This window comes from Lysobacter sp. CCNWLW3, assembly GCF_036697405.1.
GTDB lineage: Bacteria > Pseudomonadota > Gammaproteobacteria > Xanthomonadales > Xanthomonadaceae > Lysobacter.
The window spans coordinates 60,514-85,274 of the sequence record NZ_JBAHWA010000015.1 but is presented as its reverse complement, the minus strand read 5'-3'; the positions used below and the strand labels follow the sequence as shown (position 1 = coordinate 85,274).

The following is a 24,761-nucleotide window of genomic DNA, read 5'->3' as shown; positions in this document are numbered from 1 at the left end:
GCCCGCACCGCAGACGCGCGCCGCGCCGCCGCCGCTCGAGACGCGGCCGGCCGAGCCGGCGCGAGTCGAAGCCCCCCGAATCGAAGCGCCGCGCATGCCGGCGCCGAGCGCGCAAACCGCGCGCAGCGACGTGCCCTGGGCGGAACCGCCCGCGGTCGAAGCGCCGCCGCGCCGGCCCGCGCCGCCGCCGGAACCGGCTCGGGCCGAGCAGCGCGAGGCCGCGCCCGCCGTGCCGGCGATGTCGTCCGCGCCGCGCAGCGGCGGCGCCGGCATCGCCGATGCCGACGCCTGGCACGACCTGGTCGCCGGCAGCGGGCTGCGCGGCCCGGCCCGGCTGCTGGCCGAGCACGCCGGTTTCATCGCCTACGCCGACGGCGCGCTGCGCCTGTCCCTGCCGGCCGAGGACGATCACCTGCGCGCGCCGGCCCTGATCCAGATGGTCGCCGACGCGCTGGCGCCGCGCCTGGGCGCGGCCCCGCAGATCCGTTTCGAGTCCGCCCAGTCCAGCGAATCGCTGCGCGAGCGCAACGAGCGCGCGCGCGACCAGCGCCAGGCCTCGGCCGAGGACGCGTTCATGAACGATCCCGACGTGCAGCGCCTGATCTCGCAGCACGGCGCGCGGGTCGTGCCGGACTCGATTCGTCCGTTCGACGAGGCTTGAGGACGGCGGCCGCCGTCCTCATTCCAGTTGCATCGCTGCTCGTCGCAGCGCGCCGCGTCCACCCGCGCGGCGCCTTCCCCACCACCCCGGAAACAGGCAGGACACCATGCGCGGCAACATCGCCCAACTCATGCAACAAGCGCAGAAGATGCAGGAAAACGTGCAGCGCGCCCAGGAAGAACTGGCCAAGATCGAAGTCACCGGCAACGCCGGCGGCGGCATGGTCAGCGTGACCATCACCGGCCGCATGGAGTGCCGCAAGGTGCGCATCGATCCCAGCGTGCTGAGCGATCCGGAGATGGCCGAAGACCTGGTCGCGGCCGCGTTCAACGATGCGGTCAACAAGGTCAACGCCGAGTCGCAGGCCAAGATGTCCGCCGCCACCGCCGGCATGCCGATGCCGCCGGGCATGAAGATGCCGTTCTGAGCCGCGGGAACCTGTGCTCATGAATCTGCAACTCGGCCTCGCCGCCGGCCTGATCGCGTCGGGCCTGCTCGGCCTGGACCTGTACGCGACCTGGGCGATCTGGCGCGAGCCGGACCTCAGCGGCGCCCAGAAGGGCCTGCAATCGGCCTTCGTCTGGCTGCTGCCGCTGCTGGGCGCGATCGTCTGCCTCAACGTGGTGCGGGCGATGAATCGCGAGCCGATCCCGCGCAGCAGTTCGTTCACCCCGTCCGAGTGAGTTCGCCGGCATGAGCAGCGCGCTGCTGGAACAACTGATCGAAGCCTTCCGGGTGCTGCCCGGCGTGGGCCAGAAATCGGCCCAGCGCATGGCCTACCACGTGCTCGAACGCGAGCGCGCCGGCGGCCAGCGCTTGTCCAACGCGCTCGCCGAAGCGATCGAAAAGGTCGGCCATTGCAGCCGCTGCCGCGACTTCAGCGAGACGCCGGTCTGCGCGACCTGCGCCAGCGCCGCGCGCGACGCCCATCTGCTGTGCGCGGTGGAGTCGCCGGCCGACCGGCTGGCGATCGAGCAGGCCACCGGCTACCGCGGCCTGTACTTCGTGCTGCAGGGCCGGCTCAGCCCGCTCGACGGCATCGGCCCGCGCGAACTCGGCCTGGACGGCCTGGCCGCGCGCCTGGCCGAGGGCGAGATCCAGGAGCTGATCATCGCCACCAATCCCACCGTCGAAGGCGAGGCCACCGCGCATTACCTGGCCCAGCTCGCGCGCCAGCACGGCGTGTGCCCGAGCCGGCTCGCGCACGGCGTGCCGCTGGGCGGCGAACTCGAATACGTCGATCGCGGCACCCTGTCGCACGCCTTCGGCAGCCGCAGCGAGATGGAGTGAGGCTGGGAATCGGGAATGGGGAATTGGGAATCGATAGAGCTTTAGACCCCGGCCGTTGTACCTTTACGATTCCCGATTCCCGATTCCCGATTCCCGATTCCCGATGACCGACCCCACCATCTTCGGCAAGATCATCCGCCGCGAAATCCCGGCCGACATCGTCTTCGAAGACGAGCACCTGATCGCGTTCCGCGACATCGCGCCGCAGGCGCCGGTGCACGTGCTGTTCGTGCCCAAGACCCACGTACCGACCCTCAACGACCTGCAGCCCGAGCAGGCCGAGGTGGTCGGCCGCCTGGCTCACGCCGCGGCCGCTTACGCCAAGCGCGAAGGCTTCGCCGAAGACGGCTACCGCATCGTCATGAACTGCAACGGCGACGGCGGCCAAACCGTGTTTCAGATCCATCTGCACCTGCTGGCCGGCGCCCAGCTCGGTCGTTTCGGCACGCCGCGCTGACGCGGCCCGGGCTGCAGGTGGGAGCGGCGTAAGCCGCGATCGCGACCTCAAGCCACGCGCGAACGATGGGCGACCCGGCGATCGCGGCTTACGCCGCTCCCACAGGGGGCGCCATAGCATCGTGGCCGCGGCTTGGCCCGCAAACATCGATCGAAGGCGCAAACGAAAACGCCCGGGACATCCCGGGCGTTTCGTCATGCGCCGCCAGCGACTGGCTTACCACCAGCCCCACCACGGCCACGGCGCCGGGCGGGTGATGACGTCGACTTGTTCGCGCACCGGCCACAGGTAGACCACCTCGGCGTCGACCAGCGGGAAACGGTAGTCGTACTGGCCGATGCGGCGGTTCTCGTAGCCGCTGATGCGACCGGTGAAGGTCACTTCGCGGTTCTTCTCGAACAGGGCCGGATCGTAGAAGCCGGAGCGGCAGGCCAGGAAGCGGCCGCCGATGTCGTCGCTGGCCCAGTACGGGCGGCCGCTGCTGCCCAGACGGGTGGAGATCATCACGAAGCAGGTGCGATTGGCTTGCGGCTCGACTTCGACCACGCGGCCGCCCCAGCGCACGGTCGCGCCGGTGCTGTCGTTGGCGGCGGCATCGGCCGGGGTGATCGGATTGAACGCGCCCTGCAGCGGTTGCGGCTGGGTCGCGCAGGCGGTCAGCAGGCCGATGCTCGCGGCCAGCAGGACCAAGCGGGGGGTGAGACGAACGTTCATCGGCCTTCTCCATTGGGGCCCGGGCGGTGCGCGCGCAGCGCCCTGATCAGATCGCGCTTTTCACGGGCGTCGCGCCGCCCGGGTTCCGCTACAGCGTACCGCCAATCGGCGAAACGCTGGCTGAGCGCCGCCAGCGCCGGGGCCAGGTCCGGCCGGCTGCGGGCGACGCGGTCGGACCAGTCCTGGGCCGGCTCGTGCGGTTCGCGCGCCAGATCCAGGCGCCGGTAGCGGCGGCCGAGCGCATGCCAGGCGCGCAGGACCGGATCGCGCTCGCGTTGGCCGCGGCTGCTGAGCCAGACCATCCACAGCAGGGTCAGGCCCGCGGCCATGCCGAACAAGGCTACCAGGCGTCCCGTGTCGAGCCGGTCGACACCCAGCGGCTGCAGCAGGCTCTGCTGGCGGTTGGCGTCGAAGCCGAGCACGAAGTCGTTCCAGCCGCGCCGGGCCCAGTCGCCGAGATTGAAGATCGGCGTGGCCATGGTCAGCCCGCCGAGCAGGTTGGCGCCTGGGGCGCGGTCGGCGAGGGTGTCGTAGACGCGCTCGGGGGCGACCGCGGCGGTCGGGTCCACCCGCACCCAGCCGCGCTGCGGCAGCCAGACCTCGGCCCAGGCGTGGGCATCGGAGCGGCGCACCAGCCAGTAGTCGCCGATCGGATTGCGATAGCCGCCGGCGTAGCCGGTGACCACGCGCGCCGGAATGCCGGCATTGCGCATCAGCACCACGAAGGCCGAGCTGAAGTGCTCGCAGTAGCCGGCCTTGTAGTCGAACAGGAATTCGTCGACCGCGTGGCGTCCGGGCAGCGGCGTGTCCAGGGTGTAGGCGAACTCGCGATTCACCCAGTCCAGCGCGCGCCGCACCAGCGCCGCGTCGTTGCCGCCGAGTTCGCGCCGCCAACGCAGCGCGAGTTCGCGGGTGCGCGGGTTATAGCCTTCGGGCAGGCGCAGCGCGGCTTCGCGCAACACGCTTTGCAACTGCAGGTGATAGCGCAGCGGCGGCGCCGAGCGCAGGCGCCAGCGGCTGAGCGCGGTCAGCGGGCGGGCGGTGAACAGGCCGTGATCGATCGACAAACGGGTGTCGGGCGGCGCCGCCAGCGGCAGATCCAGCGCCACCAGCTGACGGCCGTCGGTGGGCTCAAGCTCGATCTCGTAGTCCCAGCGCGCTTCGGCCGATTGGGTCTGCGCCGGCGGCAGGCCGCGGTACCAGCGCGGCTGGGTCCATTCGCGGCCGTCGAAATCCCACAGCACCGGACCGCGCCAGTACATCTGCGAGGGCCGGGGCACCGCGCCGTTGAAGCGCACGCGCATGGTCGGTGTTTCGTCGTTCATCAGCTCGGCCCAGCCGCCGGGCGTCATGCTGCCGGACAAGCCCGGCCGGCTCAGCGAGCGGTCGGGCACGCCCCACAGCGGCGTGCCCAGGCGCGGGAACAGCCAGAACGCCGCCAGCGCCAGCGGCAGGCCGATCGCGACCAGGCGGGCGATGCCGGCCAGGCGTTGCCAGTGACCGAGCCGGCGCACGCGTTCGCCGGATTCGAATTCGGCCAGGCGCTGCAGCGTCGCCAGCGCCAGCAGCGCGGCGATCAGGCCCAGGATCAGCGACAAGGGCCCCTGGTCGAGCAGGAAGGTGCCGAACGGCGCGAACAGGGCGAAGCCGATCAGGCTGCGCGCATCGCGCAGGGTCGAGGTCTCGGCCGGTTTGATCGCGAGCATGGCCGCGAGCAGCGCGCAGCCGGTGTCGCGGCCGATGCCGAAGTTCATCTGCATCATCACCGTGCCGATCAGCACCAGCGCGAGCAGGGCGCGCACCACGAAGTTGAGCGGGCGGCGCCAGGCCAGCAGCGCGACCGCGATTCCGCAGGCGGCGATCAGCAGGCCCAGCAGCGGTGTGAGCTGCAGCAGCAGCGGCAACATGCAGGCGGCCGCGGTCGACAGGGTCCAGGCCCGGCTGCCCGAGTCCAGCAAGGGCGAGGTCGGCTTAGGCATGCGGCATCAGCGCCAGCGCGCGCAGGCAGGCGTGACGGTGCGCGCTGCCGCTGCTGGGGCCCAGCTCGGGCTGGCCGGGCAGCATCAGGCGGTAGCGGCGGCCGTCGCGTTCGGCCTCGTCGACCCAGCGCGCCAGGCGCGCGATCCGCGCTTCGTAACCCAGGGCGAGCACGCTGCGCCAGTCCAGCACCACGTCCGCGCCCAGGGGTTGCTCGAACTCGCGCACCAGCAACGCGTCGCGTCGCGCCGAAGGCTTCCAGGCGATCGCGCGCCGGGCGTCGCCGGCGCGATAACCGCGCAGGTGATGGACGTCGTCGCCGCTGGGGTGCAGGCGGGTCTGGATCTGGTCGCCGCTGCCGGCCGGCAGCGGCGGGCCGTGCGGCTCCGGCGCCGGATACACCAGCAGGGGCGCGTCCGGCCAGACATAGGCCCAGGCGCGCGCCAGGCCGAGCGGTCGCGTGGTCGACACGCGCAGGCGCGGCAGTTCGAACCAGCCGCGCCTACGCGTGGCGAAGTTCAATTCGGCTTCGCCGCTGCCCGCGTCCAGGTCCAGCGGCGCGAGCGCGTCGGAATCGCCGTCGTCGTCGACGCGCAAGCCGCGGCGCGCGCGCTCGGGCGGGGCTTTGGCGTGCACGCGCACGCGCAAGGGCTGACCGGCGGCGACCGGTTCGGCGTCGATCGCGACCACGCTCAGGCCGGTGAGCTGCATCTGCGCCGCGATCAGGCTGGCCAGGCCGGCGCCGGACAGCAGCAGGGCGAGCAGCAGGGCGGGGTTGTTGTTGTAGTTCAGCGCGCCCAACAGCATCGACATCAGGGCGACGGCGAAGAACAGGCCGAAGCCGGTCGGCAGCACGTACACGCGGCCGCGATGGAACAGCGCGGGCAAGGTCTCCGGATCGCGCGGCCGCGCGAACTTGCGCAGGCGCGCGCGCAGGCCGGGGCGCGGATTGTCCGCCATCGCGCTCAGTCCACCGGCACCGCGTGCAGGATCGCCTTGGCCAAGGCGCCGTCGTGTCCGGCATCGGCGTCGGCGACCAGGCGGTGCGCGGCGACCGGCGCGAACAGCGCCTGCACGTCCTCGGGCAGCACATGCGCGCGCCCCAGCAGCAGGGCGTAGGCGCGCGCGGCGCGCAGCAGGGCCAGGCCGGCGCGCGGCGACAGACCCACGCGCACGCCCGGATGGCGGCGGCTGCGCGCGAGCAGCGCCTGCACATAACCGATCAGCGCGTCGCTGGCATGCACCGCGCTGACCGCGCGGCGCGCGGCCAGCACGTCCTCGCTGCCGAGGATGGGCAGGGTCTGGGCGATCAGGTCGCGCCGATTGGCGCCGGCGAGCAGGTCGCGTTCGGCCGCTTCGCCCGGATAGCCCAGCGCCAGGCGCAGGAGAAAACGATCGAGCTGCGAATCGGGCAGGGGATAGGTGCCGGCCAGGTCGACCGGGTTCTGGGTCGCGATCACGAAGAACGGATCCGGCAGGGCATGGGTGGTGCCGTCGACGGTGACCTGGTGCTCGGCCATGGCTTCGAGCAGCGCGCTCTGGGTACGCGGCGGCGCGCGGTTGATCTCGTCGGCCAGCAGCACCTGGGTGAACACCGGGCCGGGATGGAACTGGAAACTGCGCGCCTGCGGATCGAACACCGACACCCCGACCACGTCGGCCGGCAACAGGTCGGAAGTGAACTGCACGCGCTGGAATTCCAGACCCAGCGTGGCCGCCAGGGCGTGCGCGAGCGTGGTCTTGCCCAGCCCGGGCAGGTCCTCGATCAGCAGATGGCCGTCCGACAACAAGGCCACGAAGGCGAGCCGGACTTCGTGCGGCTTGCCCAGCACCAGGCCGTTGACCTGCGCCTGCGCGCGATCCAGGGCGCTGCGCAGGCCATCGGTTAGCATGGATGCCGTCGTGGGGGATGCCGCCATCGTGCTGGTCTCCTGAGGATCGCGTCGAATTCCGGAGCGCGCGCAGCGCCTGCGGTCGGCTGCGGTCCGGTGCGGGACAGGCGCGGCGCCGTTGCGCCGGGTCCGCCCGCGTCGAGTTCATCAGAGTGTAGCGAGGTCGCGAGTCGATGCGGGATGCAAACGGGGCCGACGCAAACCGGGACGTTGCGATGCGTCGCGTTTTCTGGGGGCTGTGGTCGATCGTCCTGGCGCTCAAGCTGCTGGTCGCCGCGCGTCTGCCCTTGTTCGTCGACGAGGCCTTCTATTGGTGGGAGGGGCGGCATCCGGCCGCGGCGTATTCCGATCTGCCAGGCCTGACCGCCTGGCTCACGCGCCTGGGCACCGCCGTCGGCGGCGAACACGCCTTGGCCCTGCGCGCGCCGTTCCTGTTGATCGCCGCAGCGCTGCCCCTGCTGGTGCAGCGCATCGCCGCGCGCGAATACGGCGCGCGCGCCGGTTGGCAGGCGGCCTGCTTCGCCCTGCTGCTGCCCTTGGGCGGCACGCTGGGCCTGTTGGCCCTGCCGGATGCGGCGATGGCCCTGGCGACCTTGCTGTGCATGGACGCGGGTGCGCGCCTGCTGCGTCGTGTCGACGCCGCCAGCGCGCTGGAACTGGCCGCGGGCCTGAGCATAGGCGCGCTCAGCCATTACCGTTTCATCGCCGTGATCGGGGTCGGTTTCCTGGCTTTGCTGATCCTGGCCGATGGCCGCCGCGCCTTGCGCGACGTGCGCACTCTCACCGCGATCGCGATCGGCGCCTCGGCGTGGACGCCGCTGCTGTTTTGGAACATCGACAACGCCGACGCCGGCCTGCGCTTCCAGTTGGTCGATCGCCATCCTTGGGCCTTCCACGCCGACGGGCTGTGGTTCGTCGCGATCCAGGCCCTGCTGGTCACTCCGCCCTTGTTCCTGGCGCTGATCTTGGCGGCCAGGCGCGGTTGCCACGCGCATGCGCAGGCGACGCGCTACTTCGCCCTGCTCGGCGGGCTGTTGGTGCTGGGCTTCTTCGTCCTGGGCTTTTTCGCCGATACCGAACGGGTGAGTTTCCACTGGCCGCTGCCGGGCTATTTCGCGCTGCTGCCCTTGCTGCCGGCGCTGCTTGCGGGCTGGCCGCGTTGGGCGCGGCGCCTGACCTGGATCGCCGCCGCGCTGGGCCTGCTGTCGATGCTGGGCTACTACGTCGCGGTGTCGGCGCCGCAGCTGCGCGCGCGCAGCGCGGCGGAGAAGTGGTACCCCAGCAACTTCGCCGGTTGGGACGAACTGGCCGCGCGCGTGCAGACCGCGCGTGCGCGCATGCCGGCCGGCACGCGTCTGGTCGCCGACAATTTCAAGGTCGCCGCCGAACTGGGTTTCGCCTTGCGTGATCCGCGCATCGCCGTGCTCGACCATCCGCTCAACCACAAGCACGGCCGCGCGCCGCAGCTGCGGCTATGGGGCCTGAGCAGCGCCGGCCGCGCCGACTGGGGCGACGCGCCGGTGTTGCTGGTGGTCGGCGCCAGCGAGGTCGAATACAAGAACCTGCTCGATCGCTACCACGCCCTGTGCGCGATGGTCGGGCCGCTGCCGGCGCCGGAGGTGCTGAACGTCGATCACGGCCGTCAGCGCTTCCTGTTGTTCGCGCTGGACGCTCCGCGCAGCGGCGCGTGCGCGACGCCGGCGATGGCCTGGATCGACGCGCCCGAATCGCGTGCGCGGGTCGGGCGCCGCTTCGCCTTGCGCGGTTGGGCGTTCAAGGACGGGGTCGGGCTGGACGGCGTCGAGATCACGCTGGACGGTCGCGCGGTCGCGCAGGCGCGCTACGGCCTGGAGCGCCTGGACGTGCAAGCGTATTGGGCGCGATCGCGCGATCCGCTGCAGCCCAAGGTCGGTTTCACCGCGCAGGTGGCGCTGGGCGCGGAGGTGGCGCCGGGACGGCATTGGCTGGGGCTGCGTCTGCGCGGCCGCGACGGCAGCGTGGAGACTTGGTCGGAGCAGCCGGTCGAGGTCGTCGACGCGGCGCCCTGACGCGCCGGCGCGCACTGCGCGCCGGCGCAAACCGGCTTACTCCTGCGGCGCGACGTCCAGGTAGCCGCCGGCGGCGGCTACCGCGGCCCACAGATCGGGCTTGGTCTTGAACGAGCGGTCGAACAGGCGCTCGGCGGCGGCGCGATCGCCCTGCATCAGATAATAGGCGCCGATCTCGGCCAGCTTGGTCTCGTCGTCGTCGGTCACGCTGAGGAAGCGATCGAACATGGCCTTGGCCTTGTCCCATTCGCCGGCTTCGCGGTAGACGCGGGCGATGCGGTAGAAGTCGGTGTCCTCGGGCTTGCCCGCCAGCACTTGGTCGAACATCGCCTGGCCCTCGGCCCTGTGGCCGCCGAGGTAGTAGACGCGGCCGACCGCGATGCGTTCCCAACTGCCCTTGCCGGCCAGCGTCTTGGCGGTTTGCAGCAGGGCCATGGCGGCGTCCTGCTTGGGCTTGTCGCGGTAGGCCGGCGCCGTGGTCTTCTGCGCGGCGTAACCGACCGCGATACCCGAGACGAACAGAACTCCCGCGACGGCTGCGGTGCGAATCTTCATGCTGGTTTTCCCCCTGATGGAGCGAAGAGCATAGCCAAGCGCCCGTCGGTCCGTCAGGTCGCGGCGATGGATCGCGCCGAAGCGGTGTCGCGCTAGGGCAGGGCGTAGCCGGCCGCGCGCAGCAGGCGCGCGGTCTCGATCAGCGGCAGTCCGATCAGGGCGCTGGGGTCGCGGCTGTCGACCGCCTCGAACAGGGCGATGCCCAGGCCTTCGGACTTGAAACTGCCGGCGCAGTCGTAGGGCTGCTCGGCGTCGACGTAGCGCTCGATCTCGCCCCGGTTCAGGTTGCGGAAGCGCACCGCGGTCAGGTCCAGCGCGCGCTGCGGGGCCTGGCCGCTACGGGCCAGGCAGAGGGCGGTCAGGAAGCGCACCTCGCGCCCCGACATCGAGGCCAGCTGCGCGATCGCGCCGGCGCGGTCGCCGGGTTTGCCGATCGGGCGGCCGTCGAACTCGGCGACCTGGTCCGAACCCAGCACCCAGGCCCCGGGCATCCGCGCGGCGACCTCCTCGGCCTTGGCCTGGGCCAGGCGCTGGGCCAGTTCCAGCGGCGATTCGCCGGCCCGCGGGGTCTCGTCGACCTGCGGGCGGGCGCAGTCGAAGGGCAGGCGCAGGCGCTGCAGCAGCTCGCGCCGGTAGCGGGAGGTGGACGCCAGGATCAGGTGCATGGGGCGAGAAGTGAGCGCGCAGGAGTGAGGAATGAGCGAAGGGCGGGCATTGAACATTCAGGATCGAGGCGAGCTAAGTCTATGCTTTTACTCACTTCTGGCTTCTCATTCCTCCGGGCTCACTTCCAGGATCGAACGCGCGCGTTCGATCTGCGACAGCTGCTGCTCGATGCGGCCGCGCGCGGCGTCGATCGAGGCCCGGACCTCGGCCAACTGCTCGGGGCTGGCCGAATTGCCGTGGTCGCGCAGCCACAGGCGCTGGCGCAGCATTTCGCGCATGGCGTCGCCGACCGGGTCCAGGTTCTGGTCGCCGGCGACCGCCTCGATCTCGGCCCGGGCCGTGCGCAGGCGGGCTTCCAGGGCGTCGGCGGCGTCCAGCAGCTCGCGCACCGCGCGCTGATGGCGGCCGGAACCGCGGCGGAGGCCGAACACGACCACGGCGGCCGCCAGCGCGGCCAGGAGCAGGATCAGGGTGGTGGTCACGGCGGAGTCGGCTGAACGCAGGGAAAGCCGGAGTCTGACCCGAGGGCCCGGCCGGCGGCAAATCCCCGCCCCGCCTGGGTTTCCGGTTTGACATCAGGGGGTTGGGTCTCTAACATTCCGCGGCTTATGTCAGCGGACGTGCCAGCCGGGCGGGTGCCCGAAGTACTCGATGCCTGGCGCCTGGTGGCCGCAAGGCGCGGCGTCGAGGGGCGCGTGCCGTTGTCGTCGTTCAAGCGGCTGCAGGGCAGTCTGCTCGATACCGAGGGTGACGTGACGTTCTCGCTGGATTTCGCCAGCGACGAACTGCAGGTGCCCTACGTCGAGTTGAAGGTCGATACGGCGTTGCCGCTGCTGTGCCAGCGCAGCCTGGAACGGTTCCTGCTGCCGGTGCAGATCGTGCAGCGCCTGGGCTTGATCCGCGAGGAAGCGGACGAGGCCGGGCTGCCGCCGGGTTACGAACCGCTGCTGATGCCGGAAGACGGCCAGCTGCGGACCATCGAACTGGTCGAGGACGAACTCATCCTCGCCGTGCCGGTGGTGCCGATGGCCCCGGGCACGGAAGCGATGGAGCGCGACTGGCCGGCCCCCGAGGCCGAACAGGAACGCGCCAATCCGTTCGCGGCGTTGTCGGCGTTGAAGAACAAATCGAACTGATCCACCGCGGCGCGCTTGCGGCACACGCGTCAGGGCACTACCGGCAACTCCAGTTTCCAACCGCAGTTTCCATCAGTTTCGGTTCCTAACAGTTTCAGTTTCCACAGTTTCTCTTGGAGCAAGACCATGGCTGTCCAGAAGTCCCGCGTTTCCCCGTCCCGCCGCGGCCAGCGCCGCGCCCACGACGCGCTGACCAGCAAGCAGCTGGCCACCGACCCGACCACCGGCGAGACCCACATCCGCCACCACGTCACCGCCGACGGCTACTACCGCGGCAAGAAGGTGATCAACACCCAGTCCAAGGTCGCCGACGAAGAGTAATCTTCGCATCGCCCGCCGCGCCGCGCGCACGCTTTGGCGGCGCGCGGGGCCGTCGCCGATCCGGCCGCCGCTGTCGTACAGCGCGCGGAACCAACACGTGCTTGTCGAGCACGCGGGACCTGCGGCCGCCACGGCGGGGTTCCGCCGCCAGCGCGTCTGGCGGAATGGGCCCGATTCGGGCCTGACTACGGTTCCGCAGCGGAGTGGTGATGACTGAGCAGCGCAAGCAAGACAGGGTCTATTCGCGTATCGCGGGCACCGGCAGCTACCTGCCGGAGAAGATCCTGACCAACGACGACCTCGCCAAGATGGTCGACACCAGCGACGAATGGATCGCGGCCCGCACCGGCATCCGCGAGCGTCACGTCGTCGCCGAGGGCGAAACCACCTGCGACCTGGCCTACCACGCCTCGCTGCGCGCGCTCGAAGCCGCCGGCGTCGATCCGCAGGAACTGGACCTGATCGTGCTCGGCACGACCACGCCCGACCTGATTTTCCCGTCCACCGCCTGCCTGCTGCAGCACCGCCTGGGCGCCAACGGTTGCCCTGCGTTCGACGTCAACGCCGCCTGTTCGGGCTTCGTCTACGCGCTGACCGTGGCCGACAAGTTCATCCAGTCCGGCGCGGCCAAGACCGTGCTGGTGGTGGGCGCGGAAACCCTGACCCGCATGATCGACTGGAGCGACCGCGGCACCTGCGTGCTGTTCGGCGACGGCGCCGGCGCGGTCGTGCTCAAGGCCGACAGCGAAACCGGCATCCTCAGCACCCATCTGCACGCCGACGGCGGCAAGAAGGAGCTGCTGTGGAACCCGGTCGGCGTTTCGGCCGGTTTCAAGCTCGACGAGCCCAATGCCGGCGTCAAGGTGCTGATGACCGGCAACGAGGTCTTCAAGCACGCGGTCAAGGCGCTGGACTCGGTGGTCGAAGAGACCCTGGAAGCCAACGGCCTGGACCGTCACGACATCGACTGGCTGATTCCGCACCAGGCCAACCTGCGCATCATCGAGGCCACGGCCAAGCGCCTGGACATGCCGATGGAGCGCGTGGTGGTCACCGTCGACAAGCACGGCAACACCTCCTCGGGCTCGGTGCCGCTGGCGCTGGACGAAGCGGTGCGCTCCGGTCGCGTGCAGCGCGGCCAGCTGGTGCTGCTGGAGGCCTTCGGCGGCGGTTTCACCTGGGGTTCGGCGCTGCTGCGCTACTGATCGCCCGCGCCTTTCCCTGTGTCGCCCTACGCGCCCGGCTTGCCGGGCGCGTGCGTTTTCGCGCCCGAATTCGCGTGTTCGGAAAACTGTCGCAACGCGTCACGATACGCGCGAGTACAGACGATGACGCGGTTTGCCTCGTATCATGCCGGTCCTTGACGAACTGGACCGGCGTTCGCGCCACGACTCGATGAGCCACGACTCTCTCGCCTTGGTGTTTCCCGGACAGGGCTCGCAATCGCTGGGCATGCTCGCCGAGCTGTCCGAGCTGCATCCGCTGATCCGCGACACCTTCGCCGAGGCCAGCGACGGCGCCGCCACCGACCTGTGGGCGCTGAGCCAGAGCGGCCCGGAAGAAATGCTCAACCGCACCGAGTACACCCAGCCGGCGCTGCTGGCCGCGGGCGTGGCGGTATGGCGCCTGTGGCAGGCCCAGGGCGGCGCGCAACCGGCGCAGCTGTCCGGCCACAGCCTGGGCGAATACACCGCACTGGTCGCCGCCGGCGCGCTGTCGCTGAAGGACGCCGCGCACCTGGTGCGCCTGCGCGGACAATTCATGCAGGACGCCGCGCCTGCGGGCACCGGCGCCATGGCCGCCGTGCTCGGCGCCGAGGACGCGCTGGTGCAGGAAGTCTGCGCGGCGGTGTCGGGCAAGGAGGTGGTGGTGCCGGCGAACTACAACTCGCCCGGCCAGATCGTGATCGGCGGCCATGCCGCCGCGGTCGATGCCGCCCTGGTCCAGCTGGCCGAACGCGGCGTGCGCAAGGCGGTCAAGCTCGCCGTCAGCGTGCCCTCGCACACCCCGCTGATGCGCGACGCCGCCAATCGCCTCGGCGAGGCCATGGCCGGCCTGAGCTGGCACCCGCCCAAGCTGCCGGTGGTGCAGAACGTCGACGCCCAGGCGCATGCCGGCCTGGACGCGATCCGCGACGCGCTGGTGCGCCAGCTCTATCTGCCGGTGCAGTGGACCGGCTGCGTGCAGGCCCTGGCCGCGCGCGGCGCGACCCGCGTGGCCGAATGCGGCCCCGGCAAGGTCCTCAGCGGCCTGGTCAAGCGCATCGACAAATCGCTGGATGCGCGCCCGCTGGGCACGGTCGGCGATTTCCAGGCCGCATTGGCGGACTGGTCGCAGGCCTGACCCTTATCCTGGCTAGGCTGGCTGCGCGATACGCCGTTTCGGGCGATGATCCGCGATGCCGAACCGACGCCGCACCGAACCGAACCGACGTCGTACCGAACTGAGAGCGGAGCACACATGAGCACTGGACCCCTCGCGGGCGAAATCGCCCTGGTCACCGGCGCCAGCCGCGGCATCGGCGCCGCGATCGCCGACGAACTGGCCGCGCAGGGCGCGACCGTGATCGGCACCGCCACCAGCGACGCCGGCGCCGCCGCGATCGGCGAGCGTCTGGCCGCGCACGGCGGCCACGGCCGCACCCTGGACGTGGCCGACCCGGCCTCGATCGAGGCGGTGATCGACGCGATCGCAAAGGACATCGGCGCGATCTCGATCCTGGTCAACAACGCCGGCATCACCCGCGACAACCTGCTGATGCGGATGAAGGACGAGGACTGGCAGGCCATCCTCGACACCAACCTGACCAGCGTGTTCCGCACCAGCAAGGCGGTCATGCGCGCGATGATGAAGGCGCGCAAGGGCCGCATCGTCAATATCGCCTCGGTGATCGGCGTGACCGGCAACGCCGGCCAGGCCAACTACGCCGCGGCCAAGGCCGGCATCATCGCCTTCAGCAAGTCGATGGCGCGCGAGATCGGCAGCCGCGGCATTACCGTCAACGTGGTCGCGCCCGGCTTCATCGACACCGACATGACCCGTTCGCTGCCCGAGGACGCGAAAAACGCGATGCTCGGCCAGATCGCGCTGGGCCGTTTCGGCGAACCGGCCGACATCGCCCGCGCGGTGGCGTTCCTGGCCGGCCCCAGCGCCGCCTACATCACCGGCGAGACCCTGCACGTCAACGGCGGCATGTACATGCCATGAGCCGTCGTTGCGAAGCGTAAACGATTGAACCAAAAGGGGTTTCGCGCATGCTCGCGAACGCCTCCGATTCCATTAGACTATTCCATCGAAAACCCCTCACGGGAGGAGCACAAACTCATGAGCAGCATCGAAGAACGCGTCAAGAAGATCGTGGTCGAACAGCTTGGCGTTAAGGAAGAAGAAGTCACCAACAACGCTTCCTTCGTCGACGACCTCGGCGCGGATTCGCTCGACACCGTCGAGCTGGTGATGGCCCTCGAAGAAGAGTTCGAGTGCGAGATCCCGGACGAAGAGGCCGAGAAGATCACCTCGGTGCAGCAGGCGATCGATTACGTCAAGGCGCACGTCAAGTCGTAATCGACGCGGGCGACGCGGCGGCCAGCGCGAGCGGACCGCCGGCGTCGTCGGCAAAACCATACCGGGGCCGCATTGCGGCCCCGCGTTTTTAGTGCCGGTGGATACGCCGGCGTAGCGTCAGAATCCCGTGTCAACAGTACGGAGTGCTCCATGTTCAACCGTCGCGTAGTGATTACCGGCCTCGGCATCGTTTCCCCGCTCGGCAACGACCTGGCCAGCAACTGGGACGGGATCGTCAACGGCCGCTCCGGCATCGGTCCGATCACCTGGTTCGACGCGTCCAACTTCACCACCCGCATCGCCGGCGAAGTCCGCGACTTCGACATCGGCAAGTGGGTCGGCCCGAAAGACGCCAAGAAGATGGACGAGTTCATCCACTACGGCGTCGCCGCCTCGATGATGGCGATGGAAGACGCGGGCCTGGTGGTCGACGAGTCCAACGCCGAGCGCATCGGCGCGCTGATCGGCTCGGGCATCGGCGGCCTGCTGGGCATCGAAGAGCAGACCATCAAGTACCACGAGGGCGGCCCGCGCAAGATCTCGCCGTTCTACGTGCCCAGCACCATCATCAACATGCTGCCCGGCCAGGTCTCGCTGCTGACCGGCATCAAGGGCCCCAATTTCTCCGCCGTCTCGGCCTGCGCCACCTCCAACCATTCCATCGGCATGGCGATGCGCATGATCCAGTACGGCGATGCCGACGTGATGATCGCGGGCGGCGCCGAGCGCGGCGCCTCGCAGACCTCGGTCGGCGGTTTCTGCTCGATGAAGGCGATGTCCACGCGCAACGACGATCCCACCCGCGCCTCGCGGCCCTGGGACAAGGACCGCGACGGCTTCGTGCTCGGCGACGGCGCCGGCATCCTGGTGCTGGAGGAGTACGAACGCGCCAAGGCGCGCGGCGCGCGCATCTACTGCGAGCTCGCCGGCTTCGGCGCCAGCTCGGACGCCTACCACATGACCGCGCCCAGCGAGAACGGCGAAGGCCCGGCGCGCTGCATGGCAGCGGCGTTCAAGGACGCCAAGATCAACCCCGAGGACGTGGCCTACCTCAACGCCCACGGCACCTCGACCCCGCTGGGCGACGTCGCCGAAACCCTGGCGATCAAGCGCGCGCTGGGCGATCACGCCTACAAGACCATGGTCAGCTCGACCAAGTCGATGACCGGCCACCTGCTGGGTGCGGCCGGCGGCGCCGAGGCGATCTACTCGGTGCTGGCCCTGCACCACGGCATCATCCCGCCGACCATCAACCTGGAGCAGCCGGGCGAAGGCTGCGACCTGGACTACGTGCCCAACGTGGCGCGCGAGAAGAAGGTCGACGTCACCGTCTCCAACGGCTTCGGCTTCGGCGGCACCAACGGCACCCTGGTGTTCAAGCGGATCTGATCCGCGCGCCCGCGGCGCTGCCCGGATCGGCCGCTGCGGCGCCGGTCCGGCGGCGCCCGCCGTATGCCCTCGCGGGCGCCGCGCCGGCACCCGGCCGGGTGCCGATCGCGCCCCAGCGGCGCCCAAGCGCGCTCGCGCGGCGCGCTCGCCGGCCCGCACCGCGCCGGTATAAGGTTCGACCATCATGCTGCTGACCCGCGCGCTGCCCGCCACCACCGACCTGCTGTCGCTGCAGCGCCTGGCGCCGCAGCGCTATCCCATGCTGCTGGAATCCAGCGCCGACGGCACCGCGCAGGGCCGCTGGGACCTGCTGCTGGCCGGCAACGGCGAGGCATTGCGACTGGACCCCGACGGCGGTGTGCGCGACCAGGACGGCCGCGCGCGCGCGGGCGATTTCCTGTCCGCGCTGGACGCCGATTGGCGCGCCCAACGGGTCGCGCGCGACGAGCCGCGCTGGCCGTTCCGCGGCGGCTGGGCGCTGTTGTTCGGCTACGAATTGGCCGCCCAGGTCGAACCGGTGCTGCGCCTGCCGGCGGCGGCGGGCGGCCTGCCGGTCGCGCTGGCCCTGCGTTGTCCGGCCGCGGTGCTGCGCGACCGCGCCAGCGGCGATTGCATCGTGCTGGCAGAGACCGATCACGCGGACATGCTCGATGCGATCGCCGCCGACGTCGAGCGCGCGGCCGCGCTGGCACCCCTGCCGGAATGGAGCCCGCCGCAGGCGATCGAAGAGGACGCGCCGCAGCGCTACACCGACGGCGTCGCGCGCGTGCTCGACTACCTGCGCGCCGGCGACGTGTTCCAGGTCAATCTCTCGCGCGGCTGGCGCGCGCATTTCGATGCGCCGCTGGCGCCGGCGGCCTTGTTCCAGCGCCTGCGCCAGCACAATCCGGCGCCGTTCGCGGGCCTGTTCGCCGGCCCCGGTTGGGCGGTGGTCAGCGCCTCGCCCGAGCGCCTGGTGTCGGTGCGCGGCGACGTGGTCGAGACCCGGCCGATCGCCGGCACCCGTCCGCGCGTGGCCGGCGACGACGATCTGGCGCGCATCCGCGAATTGGTCGGGCATCCCAAGGAGCGCGCCGAACACGTGATGCTGATCGACCTGGAACGCAACGACCTGGGCCGGGTCTGCACGCCGGGCAGCGTCGAGGTCGACGAACTGATGACGGTCGAGAGCTACGCCCACGTGCATCACATCGTCAGCAACGTGCGCGGCCGTCTGCGCGCGGAGGCGACGCCGGGCGCAACCATCCGCGCGGTGTTCCCGGGCGGCACCATCACCGGCTGCCCGAAGGTGCGCTGCATGCAGATCATCGCCGAGCTCGAAGGCGGCGGCCGCGGCGTCTACACCGGGGCGATGGGCTGGCTCAATCGCGACGGCGATCTCGACCTCAACATCCTGATCCGCAGCGCCGAACTCGAAGGCGGCGAACTGCGCTTCCGCACCGGCGCCGGCATCGTCGCCGACTCCGATCCGCAGCGCGAACTCGACGAGACCCGCGCCAAGGCGCGCGGCATGCTGCGCGCGCTGGGCGTGGCCGGATGAGCGCGCGCGTCTACGCCGGCGAGCATGCCGCGCAGGCGTTGCCCTTGCTGGACCGCGGCTATGCCTACGGCGACGGCCTGTTCGAAACCCTGCGCGCGCACCGCGGCACGTTGCCGTGGTGGGACGCGCACTGGCGGCGCCTGAGCCGCGGCGCGGCGCGCCTGCGCCTGCCGCTGCCGCCCCCCGAGTTCGTGCGCGCCGAGGCCGAGCGCCTGCTCGACGGCGCCGACGCGGTGCTGAAACTGATCGTCAGCCGGGGCGCGGGCGGGCGCGGCTATGCGCCGCCGGCCGAGCCGGTGCCGACCTGGCTGCTGTCCCGCCATGAGCTGCCGCCGCCGGCCCCGGCCGCGGGCCTGCGCCTGCGCTGGTGCGAAACCCGTTTGGCGACGCCCTCGGCGCTGGCCGGGCTCAAACACTGCAACCGCCTGGAGCAGGTGCTGGCGCGCGCCGAATGGACCGACCCGGGGATCGACGAGGGCCTGATGCGCGACGGCGACGGCGCGGTGGTGTGCGCGACCGCGGCCAACCTGTTCGTGCTGCGCGAGGGGCTTTGGTGGACGCCGAGCGTGGAACGCTGCGGTGTCGCCGGGGTCTGCCGCGAGCGGCTGCTGGCGATCCTGGGCGATCGGGCCGCCGAAACCGCGACCCTGTCGCAAGACGCGTTGGAAAGCGCGGACGCGGTTTTCCTGTGCAATGCCGTGCGCGGTATCCTGCCGGTCGCCCGGCTGGGCGAGCGCGTCTGGCCCTCGCATTCCGCGGTGGCCGGCCTGCAGCGTCGCCTGGCCCAATCGCATCCCGCATTCGAATCTGCAGCCCCGCCGGGCTCGGAGGTGTCGTGAGTCGTAAAACCAAGCGCCGTGTCGGCGGTTTCTTCCTGCTGCTGGTGCTGGCCGCCGCGATCGCGGGCGGCTGGCTGTACCAGCGCTACACGCGCTTCGCCGACGCCCCGCTGTCCGGCCTGCAAGCCGGGCAGAGCCTGATCGTGGAAAGCGGCGACTCGCTGCCGGTGGTGCTGCGCAAGCTGCGCGAGGCGGGCGTGAGCGGCGGCGACGCGCTGGAATGGCGCGCGCTGGCCAAGCAACTCGGCGCCGCCGGCCGCCTGCAGGTCGGCGAATACGCGCTCGAGCCCGGCACCTCGCCGCGCGAGCTGCTGATCGCGATGCGCGACGGCCGCGTGCTCAGCCATCGCTTCACCCTGATCGAAGGCTGGAACCTGCGCGACCTGCGCGCGGCGCTGGCGCGCAAGCAGGACTTGAAACAGGAAGCGGCCAAGCTCGACGACGCGGCGCTGATGAAAGCGCTGGGACGCCCGGGCCAGCACCCGGAAGGGCGCTTTTTGCCCGAAACCTATCTCTACACCGGCGGCGACAGCGACCTGGACGTGCTCAAGCGCGCCAGCGACGCCATGGACAAGGCGCTCAACGCCGCCTGGGAAGGCCGCGACAGGAACAGCGTGCTCAAGAGCCGCGAGGAAATGCTGATCCTGGCCTCGATCGTCGAGAAGGAAACCGGCATCGCCTCCGAGCGTCCGCAGATCGCCGGCCTGTTCGAACGCCGGCTCAAGTTGGGCATGAAGCTGGAAACCGACCCGACCGTGATCTACGGTTTGGGCGCGGGCTACGACGGCAACATCCGCAAGCGCGACCTGCAGACCGACACGCCCTACAACACCTACACCCGCACCGGCCTGCCGCCGACGCCGATCGCGATGCCCGGCGTGGGCGCGCTCAAGGCGGTCGCCAATCCGGCCCCGGGCGACGCGCTGTTCTTCGTCGCGTCCGGCGACGGCAGCGGCAGCAGCCTGTTCGCGGCCACCTACGCCCAGCACCAGGCCAACGTGCGCCTGTACCTGCAGCGCTACCGCGCGCAGCGGCGCGACGGCCAGCCCGAGGAGGGCAAGGCGGTGCTGGAGGAGGCGGAGGAAACGCCGCAGGCCGCGACCCCGCAGGCGCCGGCACAGAGCGCGCACCGATGAGCCTGCAGGTCCAGCCGCGCCTGATCACCCTGGAGGGCGGCGAGGGCGCCGGCAAGTCCACCGTGCTGGCGGCCCTGCGCGCAGCGCTGGAGGCGACCGGCGTGGAGGTGGTGTGCACGCGCGAGCCCGGCGGCACCCCGCTGGCCGAGCAGATCCGCGGCCTGCTGCTGGACACCCACCACGAACCGGCGACGCCCGAGGCCGAGCTGCTGCTGGTGTTCGCCGGCCGCGCCCAGCACGTCAGCGAGACCCTGCTGCCGGCGCTGCGCCGCGGCGCCTGGGTGATCAGCGACCGTTTCACCGACGCCAGTTACGCCTACCAGGGCGAGGGCCGCGGTCTGGATCCGCAGTTCATCGCCGAACTCGAACGCCGCGTGGTCGGGATCGAACCCGCGTTGACCCTGTTGCTGGACGTGCCCGTCGCGATCGGCCTGCAACGCGTGCGCGGGCGCGGCGCCGCCGACCGCATCGAGGCCGAGCGCGAGGACTTCTTCGAGCGCGTGCGCGCCGGCTACCGCGCGCGCGCGCAGTCGCAGCCGCAGCGCTTCCATGTGATCGACGCCAGCCAGCCCGCCGACGCGGTCGCGGCGCAGGCGGTGGCGCGACTGAAGCGACTGATCGAGGCGCAGTCGTGAGCGCGCCCGCGTTCGCGCCCTGGCAGCGCCGCGTTTACGAGCAGGCCACCGCCGCGCTCGACGCCGGCCGGCTCGGCCATGGCCTGCTGTTCTGCGGCCCGCCGCAGCTGGGCAAGCGCGCGGTCGCCGAGCGCCTGGTGCAGCGTCTGCTGTGCCGCGACCGCGGCGCCGACGGCGAGCCCTGCGGGCAATGCCGCGGCTGTCTGCTGTACGCGGCCGGCACGCACCCGGATTTCCAGACCGTGTCCTTCATTCCGAACAAGGAAGGCACCCGGCTGCGCACCGAGATCGTGATCGAACAGATCCGCAACGTGTCCGAACGCCTGGCGCTGACGCCGCAGTACGGCGGCGCCCAGATCGCGATCCTGGACCCCGCCGACGCGATCAACCACGCCGCCGGCAACGCGCTGCTGAAGACGCTGGAAGAGCCGGTGCCCGGACGCTATCTGTGGCTGATCAGTGCGCATCCCTTGCGCCTGAGCGCGACCATCCGCAGCCGTTGCCAGCGCCTGGAATTCCGCCTGCCGCCGCAGGACGAGGCCCTGGCCTGGCTCAAGGCCAACGGCCACGCCGAGACCGCCGCGCGCGAGGCGCTGGAGGCCGCGCGCGGCCATCCGGGCCTGGCCCACGAGTGGCTGCAGGGCGACGGCCTGAAGCTGCGCCGCGACGTCGCCGCCGATCTGAACAAGCTCGCGCGCGGCGATGCGTCGCCGTCGGAAATCGCCCAGCGCTGGGTCGGCGACGAACACGCCGCGCTGCGTCTGCGCCATGCCGCCGATCTCGCCCTGGCCGAAGCCTCCGGCTTGACCGACCCGGTGCGAACGCGCAGTCTGGCGGCCTGGTTCGATCGCGCCAATCGCACCCGCGATCTGTTGCGGACGACGGTGCGCGCGGACCTGGCGGTAGTCGAATTGTTGATGGCTTGGCGCGCCGGGGATGGCGCGCGGGCCGCTGGAGGGCATCGGGGATGAGCGGAGCGGCAGGCGCGGGCGCAGCCAGGCAGGGCATTCTGTCGTTGGCGATCAAGGACAAGGCGGCGCTGTACGGCGCCTACATGCCGTTCCTGAAGTACGGCGGCATCTTCGTCGCCACGCCCAAGCGGTATTTCCTCGGCGACGAAGTGTTCCTGCTGTTGACCCTGCCCGAATCCACCGAACGCCTGCCGGTCGCCGGCAAGGTGGTCTGGGTCACGCCCACCGGCGCCCAGGGCAATCGCCCGGCCGGCATCGGCGTGCAGTTCGCCGAAACCGCCGAAGGCGACGCGGTGAAGGGCAAGATCGAAGCCCTGCTGGCCGGCTCGCTGACCGCGGATCGCGCCACGCATACGATGTGAGGTGCCGCATCGCGACCGGCTTTCGGTGCTGCGCCCAAGTCCGGCCCGAATCCGCGAAGTGGCGGTGATCGCCGCACCTACGGCGCCGCGGCCTTCTGTAGGAGCGGCGTGAGCCGCGAAGTTTTTTGAGCGGGGAAGCACCCGCCCATCGAACGTAGGGTGCGGTGAGCCGAAGGCGAACCGCACCATCGCGTGGCATCCAACCTTCGCGACGGTGCGGTTATCACCGGCACCCTACGGCGTCGCCGCTGTCTGTGGGAGCGGCGTGAGCCGCGAAGTTTTTTGAGCGGGGAAGCACCCGCCCATCGAACGTAGGGTGTGGTGAGCCGAAGGCGAACCGCACCATCGCGCGACATCCAACCCTCGCGACGGTGCGGTTATCGCGGCGGCCTGCGAGGCCTTAGGGACGCAACGCCGGCGAATCCCAACCCGGGCGCGGCGCGAAACGATCGCCGTAGCGCGCGTGCAGGGTCTTCAGGCGTTCCAGCAGCGCATCGGCGCCGGTTTCGCGCACGTACTGGATCGGGCCGCCGCGGAACGGCGCGAAGCCGGTGCCGAAGATCACGCCGGCGTCGAGCAGGTCGGCGTCGCTGACCACGCCGTCGTGCAGGCAGGCCACCGCTTCGTTGACCAGCGGCAGGATCAGGCGATCCTCCAGGTCCGAAGGCGTCTGGTAGTCCTTGGGCAGTTCCGGCTTCTGGGCGCGGCCGTTTTCCCACTTGTACAGGCCCTGGCCGTCCTTCTTGCCGCGCTTGTTCGGCTCCACGCCGCTCAGCGCCGCCGGCACGCTCAGGCCCAGGAACGGCGCCAGTTCCGCGCCCACGCCCGCGGCCACGTCCAGGCCGACGGTGTCGATCAGCTCGATCGGCCCCATCGGCATGCCGAACTTCACCGCGACCTTGTCGATCGCCGGGCCCGGGATGCCTTCGGCGAACGCGGTCGCCGCTTCCAGCATGTACGGGAACAGCACCCGGTTGACCAGGAAGCCCGGCGTGCCCGCGACCGGCACCGGCAGCTTGTCGATGGCCTTGCAGAACGCGGCCAGGCGCTGCTCGGTTTCCGGCGCCATGGCGTCGTGGCGGATGATCTCCACCAGCGGCATCAGCGCGACCGGATTGAAATAGTGCAGGCCGCCGAACTGGGCCGGACGGCGGATGTGGTCGCGCAGTTCGACCAGCGGAATCGACGAGGTGTTGGTGGTCAGCAGCGCGTCGGGCTTCATCTTCGGCTCGACCTGGTCGTAGAGCTCGCGCTTGGCCTCTGGCTTTTCGATGATCGCTTCGATCACCAGATCGGCCTGGGCGGCGCCGTCGCCGGCCAGGTCGCCCTTCAGGCGCGCGGCCACCGCCGGGCGCTTGCTCTCGTCCTTCACGCGCTTGGTGAACAACTCGTTGGCGCGCGTAAGCGCGCCGTCGATGAAACGCTGCTCGCGATCGGACAAGGTGACCTCGAAACCCTTGTAGGCCGACCAGGCCGCGATGTCGCCGCCCATCACGCCGGCGCCGACCACGTGCACGCGTTGGATACCGTGATCCTTGCCGCCCTGGCCCTTGAGCCGCTCCTGCAGGAAGAACACCCGGATCAGGTTGCGCGCGGTCGGGGTCGAGGCCAGCTTGACCACCGACTTGCGCTCGGCCGCCAGCCGCGCCTGCACGCCGCCGCTGCTGCGCGCCCAGGTGTTGATCAGCGCGTAGGGGGCCGGGTAGTGCTCCTTGCGCGCCTTGCGCGCGACCTGCTTGGTCAGCATGCCGGGCAGGATCTTGCGCGCCAGCCAGCTATTCGTCGCCCAGCCCATGAAGCGCTGCTTGAACGGGCGCTGGGCGCCCTTGAGTGCCAGCGCGACCGCGGCGTCGACCAGCAGCGGCGCTTCGACCACCTTGTCGACCAGGCCGATCGCGCGCGCGTTCGACGCCGACAGCGCGCGGCCGGTCAGCATCATGTCGAACGCGGCCGGCGCGCCGACCAGCGGCGGCAGGCGCACGCTGCCGCCCCAGCCCGGGTAGATGCCCAGCTTCACTTCCGGCAGGCCGATCCGGGTCGAGGGGTCGGAGCTGGCGACGCGGTAGCGGCAGGCCAGCGAGATCTCGGTGCCGCCGCCCATGCAGAAGCCGTGGATCGCGGCGACCGTGGGGCAGGGCAGTTCGGCCAGGCGCTGGAACACCTGCTGGCCGCGCCGGATCGCGTCGCCGACCGTGCCTTTCTCGTCGAAGGTCTGGAATTCCTTGATGTCGGCGCCGGCGATGAAGCCCGAGGCCTTGGCCGAGCGCAGCACCACGCCCTTGGGCGGGTCCAGCGCCAGCCGCTCCAGCAATGCGTCCAGCTCGATCAGGACGTCCTGTCCGAAGGTATTGACCGAGGAGCCGGCGCGATCGAACGACAGCAACAGGATGCCGTCCTCGCGCAGCTGGGTCTGCCAATGTTGGAAGCGAAGTCCGTCGAGGCCAGCCATCATGACTGCACCATCCGTTCAGGTATGGATATCCCGCTATCATCCCGAGGATGTTTCGTCGCCGTCAAATCGGCACGTCCCAGGTCTCGTTTCCCGACGGTCCCGGCGCGCGCCGCGCCGTGACCCTTGGCGGTTGCGCCGGCGCGGCCCCGGCCCCAT

27 protein-coding genes are annotated in these 24,761 nt (G+C 70.8%); 19 read left to right on the top strand and 8 right to left on the bottom strand.

Annotated elements, in window-relative coordinates; genetic code table 11:
* The 5 genes from V1318_RS17995 to V1318_RS17975 all read left to right on the top strand — a co-directional run.
* A partial coding sequence (locus tag V1318_RS17995; RefSeq protein WP_332941115.1) for a DNA polymerase III subunit gamma/tau C-terminal domain-containing protein occupies positions 1 to 661 on the top strand: 661 nt, incomplete at its 5' end.
* A gap of 106 nt (positions 662 to 767) precedes the next feature.
* The gene (locus V1318_RS17990; RefSeq protein ID WP_332941114.1) at positions 768 to 1,088 is read left to right on the top strand and encodes a YbaB/EbfC family nucleoid-associated protein; all 321 of its coding nucleotides are present in this window, start codon (positions 768 to 770) and stop codon (positions 1,086 to 1,088) included.
* A gap of 19 nt (positions 1,089 to 1,107) precedes the next feature.
* Positions 1,108 to 1,344, top strand: coding sequence for a hypothetical protein (locus V1318_RS17985; protein ID WP_332941113.1), 237 nt, complete (start codon positions 1,108 to 1,110; stop codon positions 1,342 to 1,344).
* Between the two features lie 10 nt (positions 1,345 to 1,354).
* Positions 1,355 to 1,951: a recombination mediator RecR gene (gene recR / locus V1318_RS17980; protein ID WP_332941112.1), complete on the top strand. Its 597-nt coding sequence runs from the start codon at positions 1,355 to 1,357 to the stop codon at positions 1,949 to 1,951.
* A 103-nt stretch (positions 1,952 to 2,054) separates the two neighbouring features.
* On the top strand, positions 2,055 to 2,408 hold the full coding sequence (locus V1318_RS17975; protein ID WP_332941111.1) for a histidine triad nucleotide-binding protein: 354 nt from the start codon (positions 2,055 to 2,057) through the stop codon (positions 2,406 to 2,408).
* Between the two features lie 216 nt (positions 2,409 to 2,624).
* Here the strand turns inward: V1318_RS17975 and V1318_RS17970 are convergent, their stop codons facing one another.
* Genes V1318_RS17970 through V1318_RS17955 form a run of 4 tightly spaced genes read right to left on the bottom strand, consistent with a single transcriptional unit; the run spans position 2,625 to position 7,018 of the window.
* On the bottom strand, positions 2,625 to 3,122 hold the full coding sequence (locus tag V1318_RS17970) for a Slp family lipoprotein (protein ID WP_332941110.1): 498 nt from the start codon (positions 3,120 to 3,122) through the stop codon (positions 2,625 to 2,627).
* Positions 3,119 to 5,101, bottom strand: coding sequence for a DUF3488 and transglutaminase-like domain-containing protein (locus V1318_RS17965; protein ID WP_332941109.1), 1,983 nt, complete (start codon positions 5,099 to 5,101; stop codon positions 3,119 to 3,121). The genes V1318_RS17970 and V1318_RS17965 overlap by 4 nt, the downstream gene beginning before the upstream one ends.
* Positions 5,094 to 6,059 carry a DUF58 domain-containing protein gene (locus tag V1318_RS17960; protein WP_332941108.1) on the bottom strand — a complete coding sequence of 322 codons (966 nt, stop codon included), beginning with the start codon at positions 6,057 to 6,059 and terminating at the stop codon, positions 5,094 to 5,096. The genes V1318_RS17965 and V1318_RS17960 overlap by 8 nt, the downstream gene beginning before the upstream one ends.
* A 5-nt stretch (positions 6,060 to 6,064) precedes the next feature.
* Positions 6,065 to 7,018, bottom strand: coding sequence for an AAA family ATPase (locus tag V1318_RS17955; RefSeq protein ID WP_332941107.1), 954 nt, complete (start codon positions 7,016 to 7,018; stop codon positions 6,065 to 6,067).
* Between the two features lie 188 nt (positions 7,019 to 7,206).
* Here V1318_RS17955 and V1318_RS17950 point away from each other — a divergent pair, with 188 nt between their 5' ends.
* Positions 7,207 to 9,039, top strand: a complete 1,833-nt coding sequence (locus tag V1318_RS17950; protein ID WP_332941106.1) for a glycosyltransferase family 39 protein — start codon at positions 7,207 to 7,209, stop codon at positions 9,037 to 9,039.
* 36 nt (positions 9,040 to 9,075) lie between these two features.
* Here V1318_RS17950 and V1318_RS17945 read toward each other — a convergent pair whose 3' ends face one another.
* The 3 genes from V1318_RS17945 to V1318_RS17935 form a co-directional block, all read right to left on the bottom strand.
* On the bottom strand, positions 9,076 to 9,594 hold the full coding sequence (locus V1318_RS17945) for a tetratricopeptide repeat protein (RefSeq protein WP_332941105.1): 519 nt from the start codon (positions 9,592 to 9,594) through the stop codon (positions 9,076 to 9,078).
* Between the two features lie 92 nt (positions 9,595 to 9,686).
* On the bottom strand, positions 9,687 to 10,259 hold the full coding sequence (locus V1318_RS17940) for a Maf family nucleotide pyrophosphatase (protein WP_332941104.1): 573 nt from the start codon (positions 10,257 to 10,259) through the stop codon (positions 9,687 to 9,689).
* Between the two features lie 105 nt (positions 10,260 to 10,364).
* Positions 10,365 to 10,742: a hypothetical protein gene (locus tag V1318_RS17935; protein ID WP_332941103.1), complete on the bottom strand. Its 378-nt coding sequence runs from the start codon at positions 10,740 to 10,742 to the stop codon at positions 10,365 to 10,367.
* Positions 10,743 to 10,868: 126 nt separating this feature from the next.
* Between V1318_RS17935 and V1318_RS17930 the strand changes: the two genes are divergently transcribed.
* From V1318_RS17930 to V1318_RS17870, 13 genes are all read left to right on the top strand, one after another.
* Positions 10,869 to 11,396 (top strand): YceD family protein, encoded by a 528-nt coding sequence (locus V1318_RS17930; RefSeq protein WP_332941102.1) that lies wholly within the window; start codon positions 10,869 to 10,871, stop codon positions 11,394 to 11,396.
* A gap of 126 nt (positions 11,397 to 11,522) precedes the next feature.
* A complete protein-coding gene (gene rpmF, locus V1318_RS17925; RefSeq protein ID WP_056173439.1) occupies positions 11,523 to 11,717 on the top strand; it encodes a 50S ribosomal protein L32 in 195 nt (64 codons plus the stop codon).
* Positions 11,718 to 11,926: 209 nt separating this feature from the next.
* Positions 11,927 to 12,922, top strand: a complete 996-nt coding sequence (locus V1318_RS17920; protein WP_332941101.1) for a beta-ketoacyl-ACP synthase III — start codon at positions 11,927 to 11,929, stop codon at positions 12,920 to 12,922.
* Between the two features lie 190 nt (positions 12,923 to 13,112).
* Positions 13,113 to 14,060: an ACP S-malonyltransferase gene (fabD, locus tag V1318_RS17915; protein ID WP_332941118.1), complete on the top strand. Its 948-nt coding sequence runs from the start codon at positions 13,113 to 13,115 to the stop codon at positions 14,058 to 14,060.
* A 117-nt stretch (positions 14,061 to 14,177) separates the two neighbouring features.
* The gene (fabG, locus tag V1318_RS17910; protein ID WP_332941100.1) at positions 14,178 to 14,924 is read left to right on the top strand and encodes a 3-oxoacyl-ACP reductase FabG; all 747 of its coding nucleotides are present in this window, start codon (positions 14,178 to 14,180) and stop codon (positions 14,922 to 14,924) included.
* 117 nt (positions 14,925 to 15,041) lie between these two features.
* Entirely contained in the window at positions 15,042 to 15,281 is a 240-nt protein-coding gene (gene acpP / locus V1318_RS17905) for an acyl carrier protein (protein WP_031373652.1), read from the top strand.
* 150 nt (positions 15,282 to 15,431) lie between these two features.
* The gene (fabF, locus tag V1318_RS17900) at positions 15,432 to 16,670 is read left to right on the top strand and encodes a beta-ketoacyl-ACP synthase II (RefSeq protein WP_332941099.1); all 1,239 of its coding nucleotides are present in this window, start codon (positions 15,432 to 15,434) and stop codon (positions 16,668 to 16,670) included.
* A gap of 184 nt (positions 16,671 to 16,854) precedes the next feature.
* A complete protein-coding gene (locus V1318_RS17895) occupies positions 16,855 to 18,210 on the top strand; it encodes an aminodeoxychorismate synthase component I (protein WP_332941098.1) in 1,356 nt (451 codons plus the stop codon).
* Positions 18,207 to 19,049, top strand: coding sequence for an aminodeoxychorismate lyase (pabC, locus tag V1318_RS17890; RefSeq protein WP_332941097.1), 843 nt, complete (start codon positions 18,207 to 18,209; stop codon positions 19,047 to 19,049). The genes V1318_RS17895 and pabC overlap by 4 nt, the downstream gene beginning before the upstream one ends.
* Positions 19,046 to 20,185 carry an endolytic transglycosylase MltG gene (gene mltG, locus V1318_RS17885; protein WP_332941096.1) on the top strand — a complete coding sequence of 380 codons (1,140 nt, stop codon included), beginning with the start codon at positions 19,046 to 19,048 and terminating at the stop codon, positions 20,183 to 20,185. Before pabC ends, mltG begins: the two co-directional genes overlap by 4 nt.
* Positions 20,182 to 20,820 carry a dTMP kinase gene (gene tmk / locus V1318_RS17880; protein WP_332941095.1) on the top strand — a complete coding sequence of 213 codons (639 nt, stop codon included), beginning with the start codon at positions 20,182 to 20,184 and terminating at the stop codon, positions 20,818 to 20,820. Before mltG ends, tmk begins: the two co-directional genes overlap by 4 nt.
* Positions 20,817 to 21,791 carry a DNA polymerase III subunit delta' gene (locus V1318_RS17875; protein ID WP_332941094.1) on the top strand — a complete coding sequence of 325 codons (975 nt, stop codon included), beginning with the start codon at positions 20,817 to 20,819 and terminating at the stop codon, positions 21,789 to 21,791. The genes tmk and V1318_RS17875 overlap by 4 nt, the downstream gene beginning before the upstream one ends.
* Entirely contained in the window at positions 21,788 to 22,153 is a 366-nt protein-coding gene (locus V1318_RS17870; RefSeq protein ID WP_055909722.1) for a PilZ domain-containing protein, read from the top strand. The genes V1318_RS17875 and V1318_RS17870 overlap by 4 nt, the downstream gene beginning before the upstream one ends.
* Positions 22,154 to 22,553: 400 nt before the next feature.
* On the opposite strand, the gene V1318_RS17865 is transcribed toward V1318_RS17870, so the two are convergent.
* Positions 22,554 to 24,605 carry a 3-hydroxyacyl-CoA dehydrogenase NAD-binding domain-containing protein gene (locus V1318_RS17865; RefSeq protein WP_332941093.1) on the bottom strand — a complete coding sequence of 684 codons (2,052 nt, stop codon included), beginning with the start codon at positions 24,603 to 24,605 and terminating at the stop codon, positions 22,554 to 22,556.
* Positions 24,606 to 24,761 lie beyond the last annotated feature (156 nt).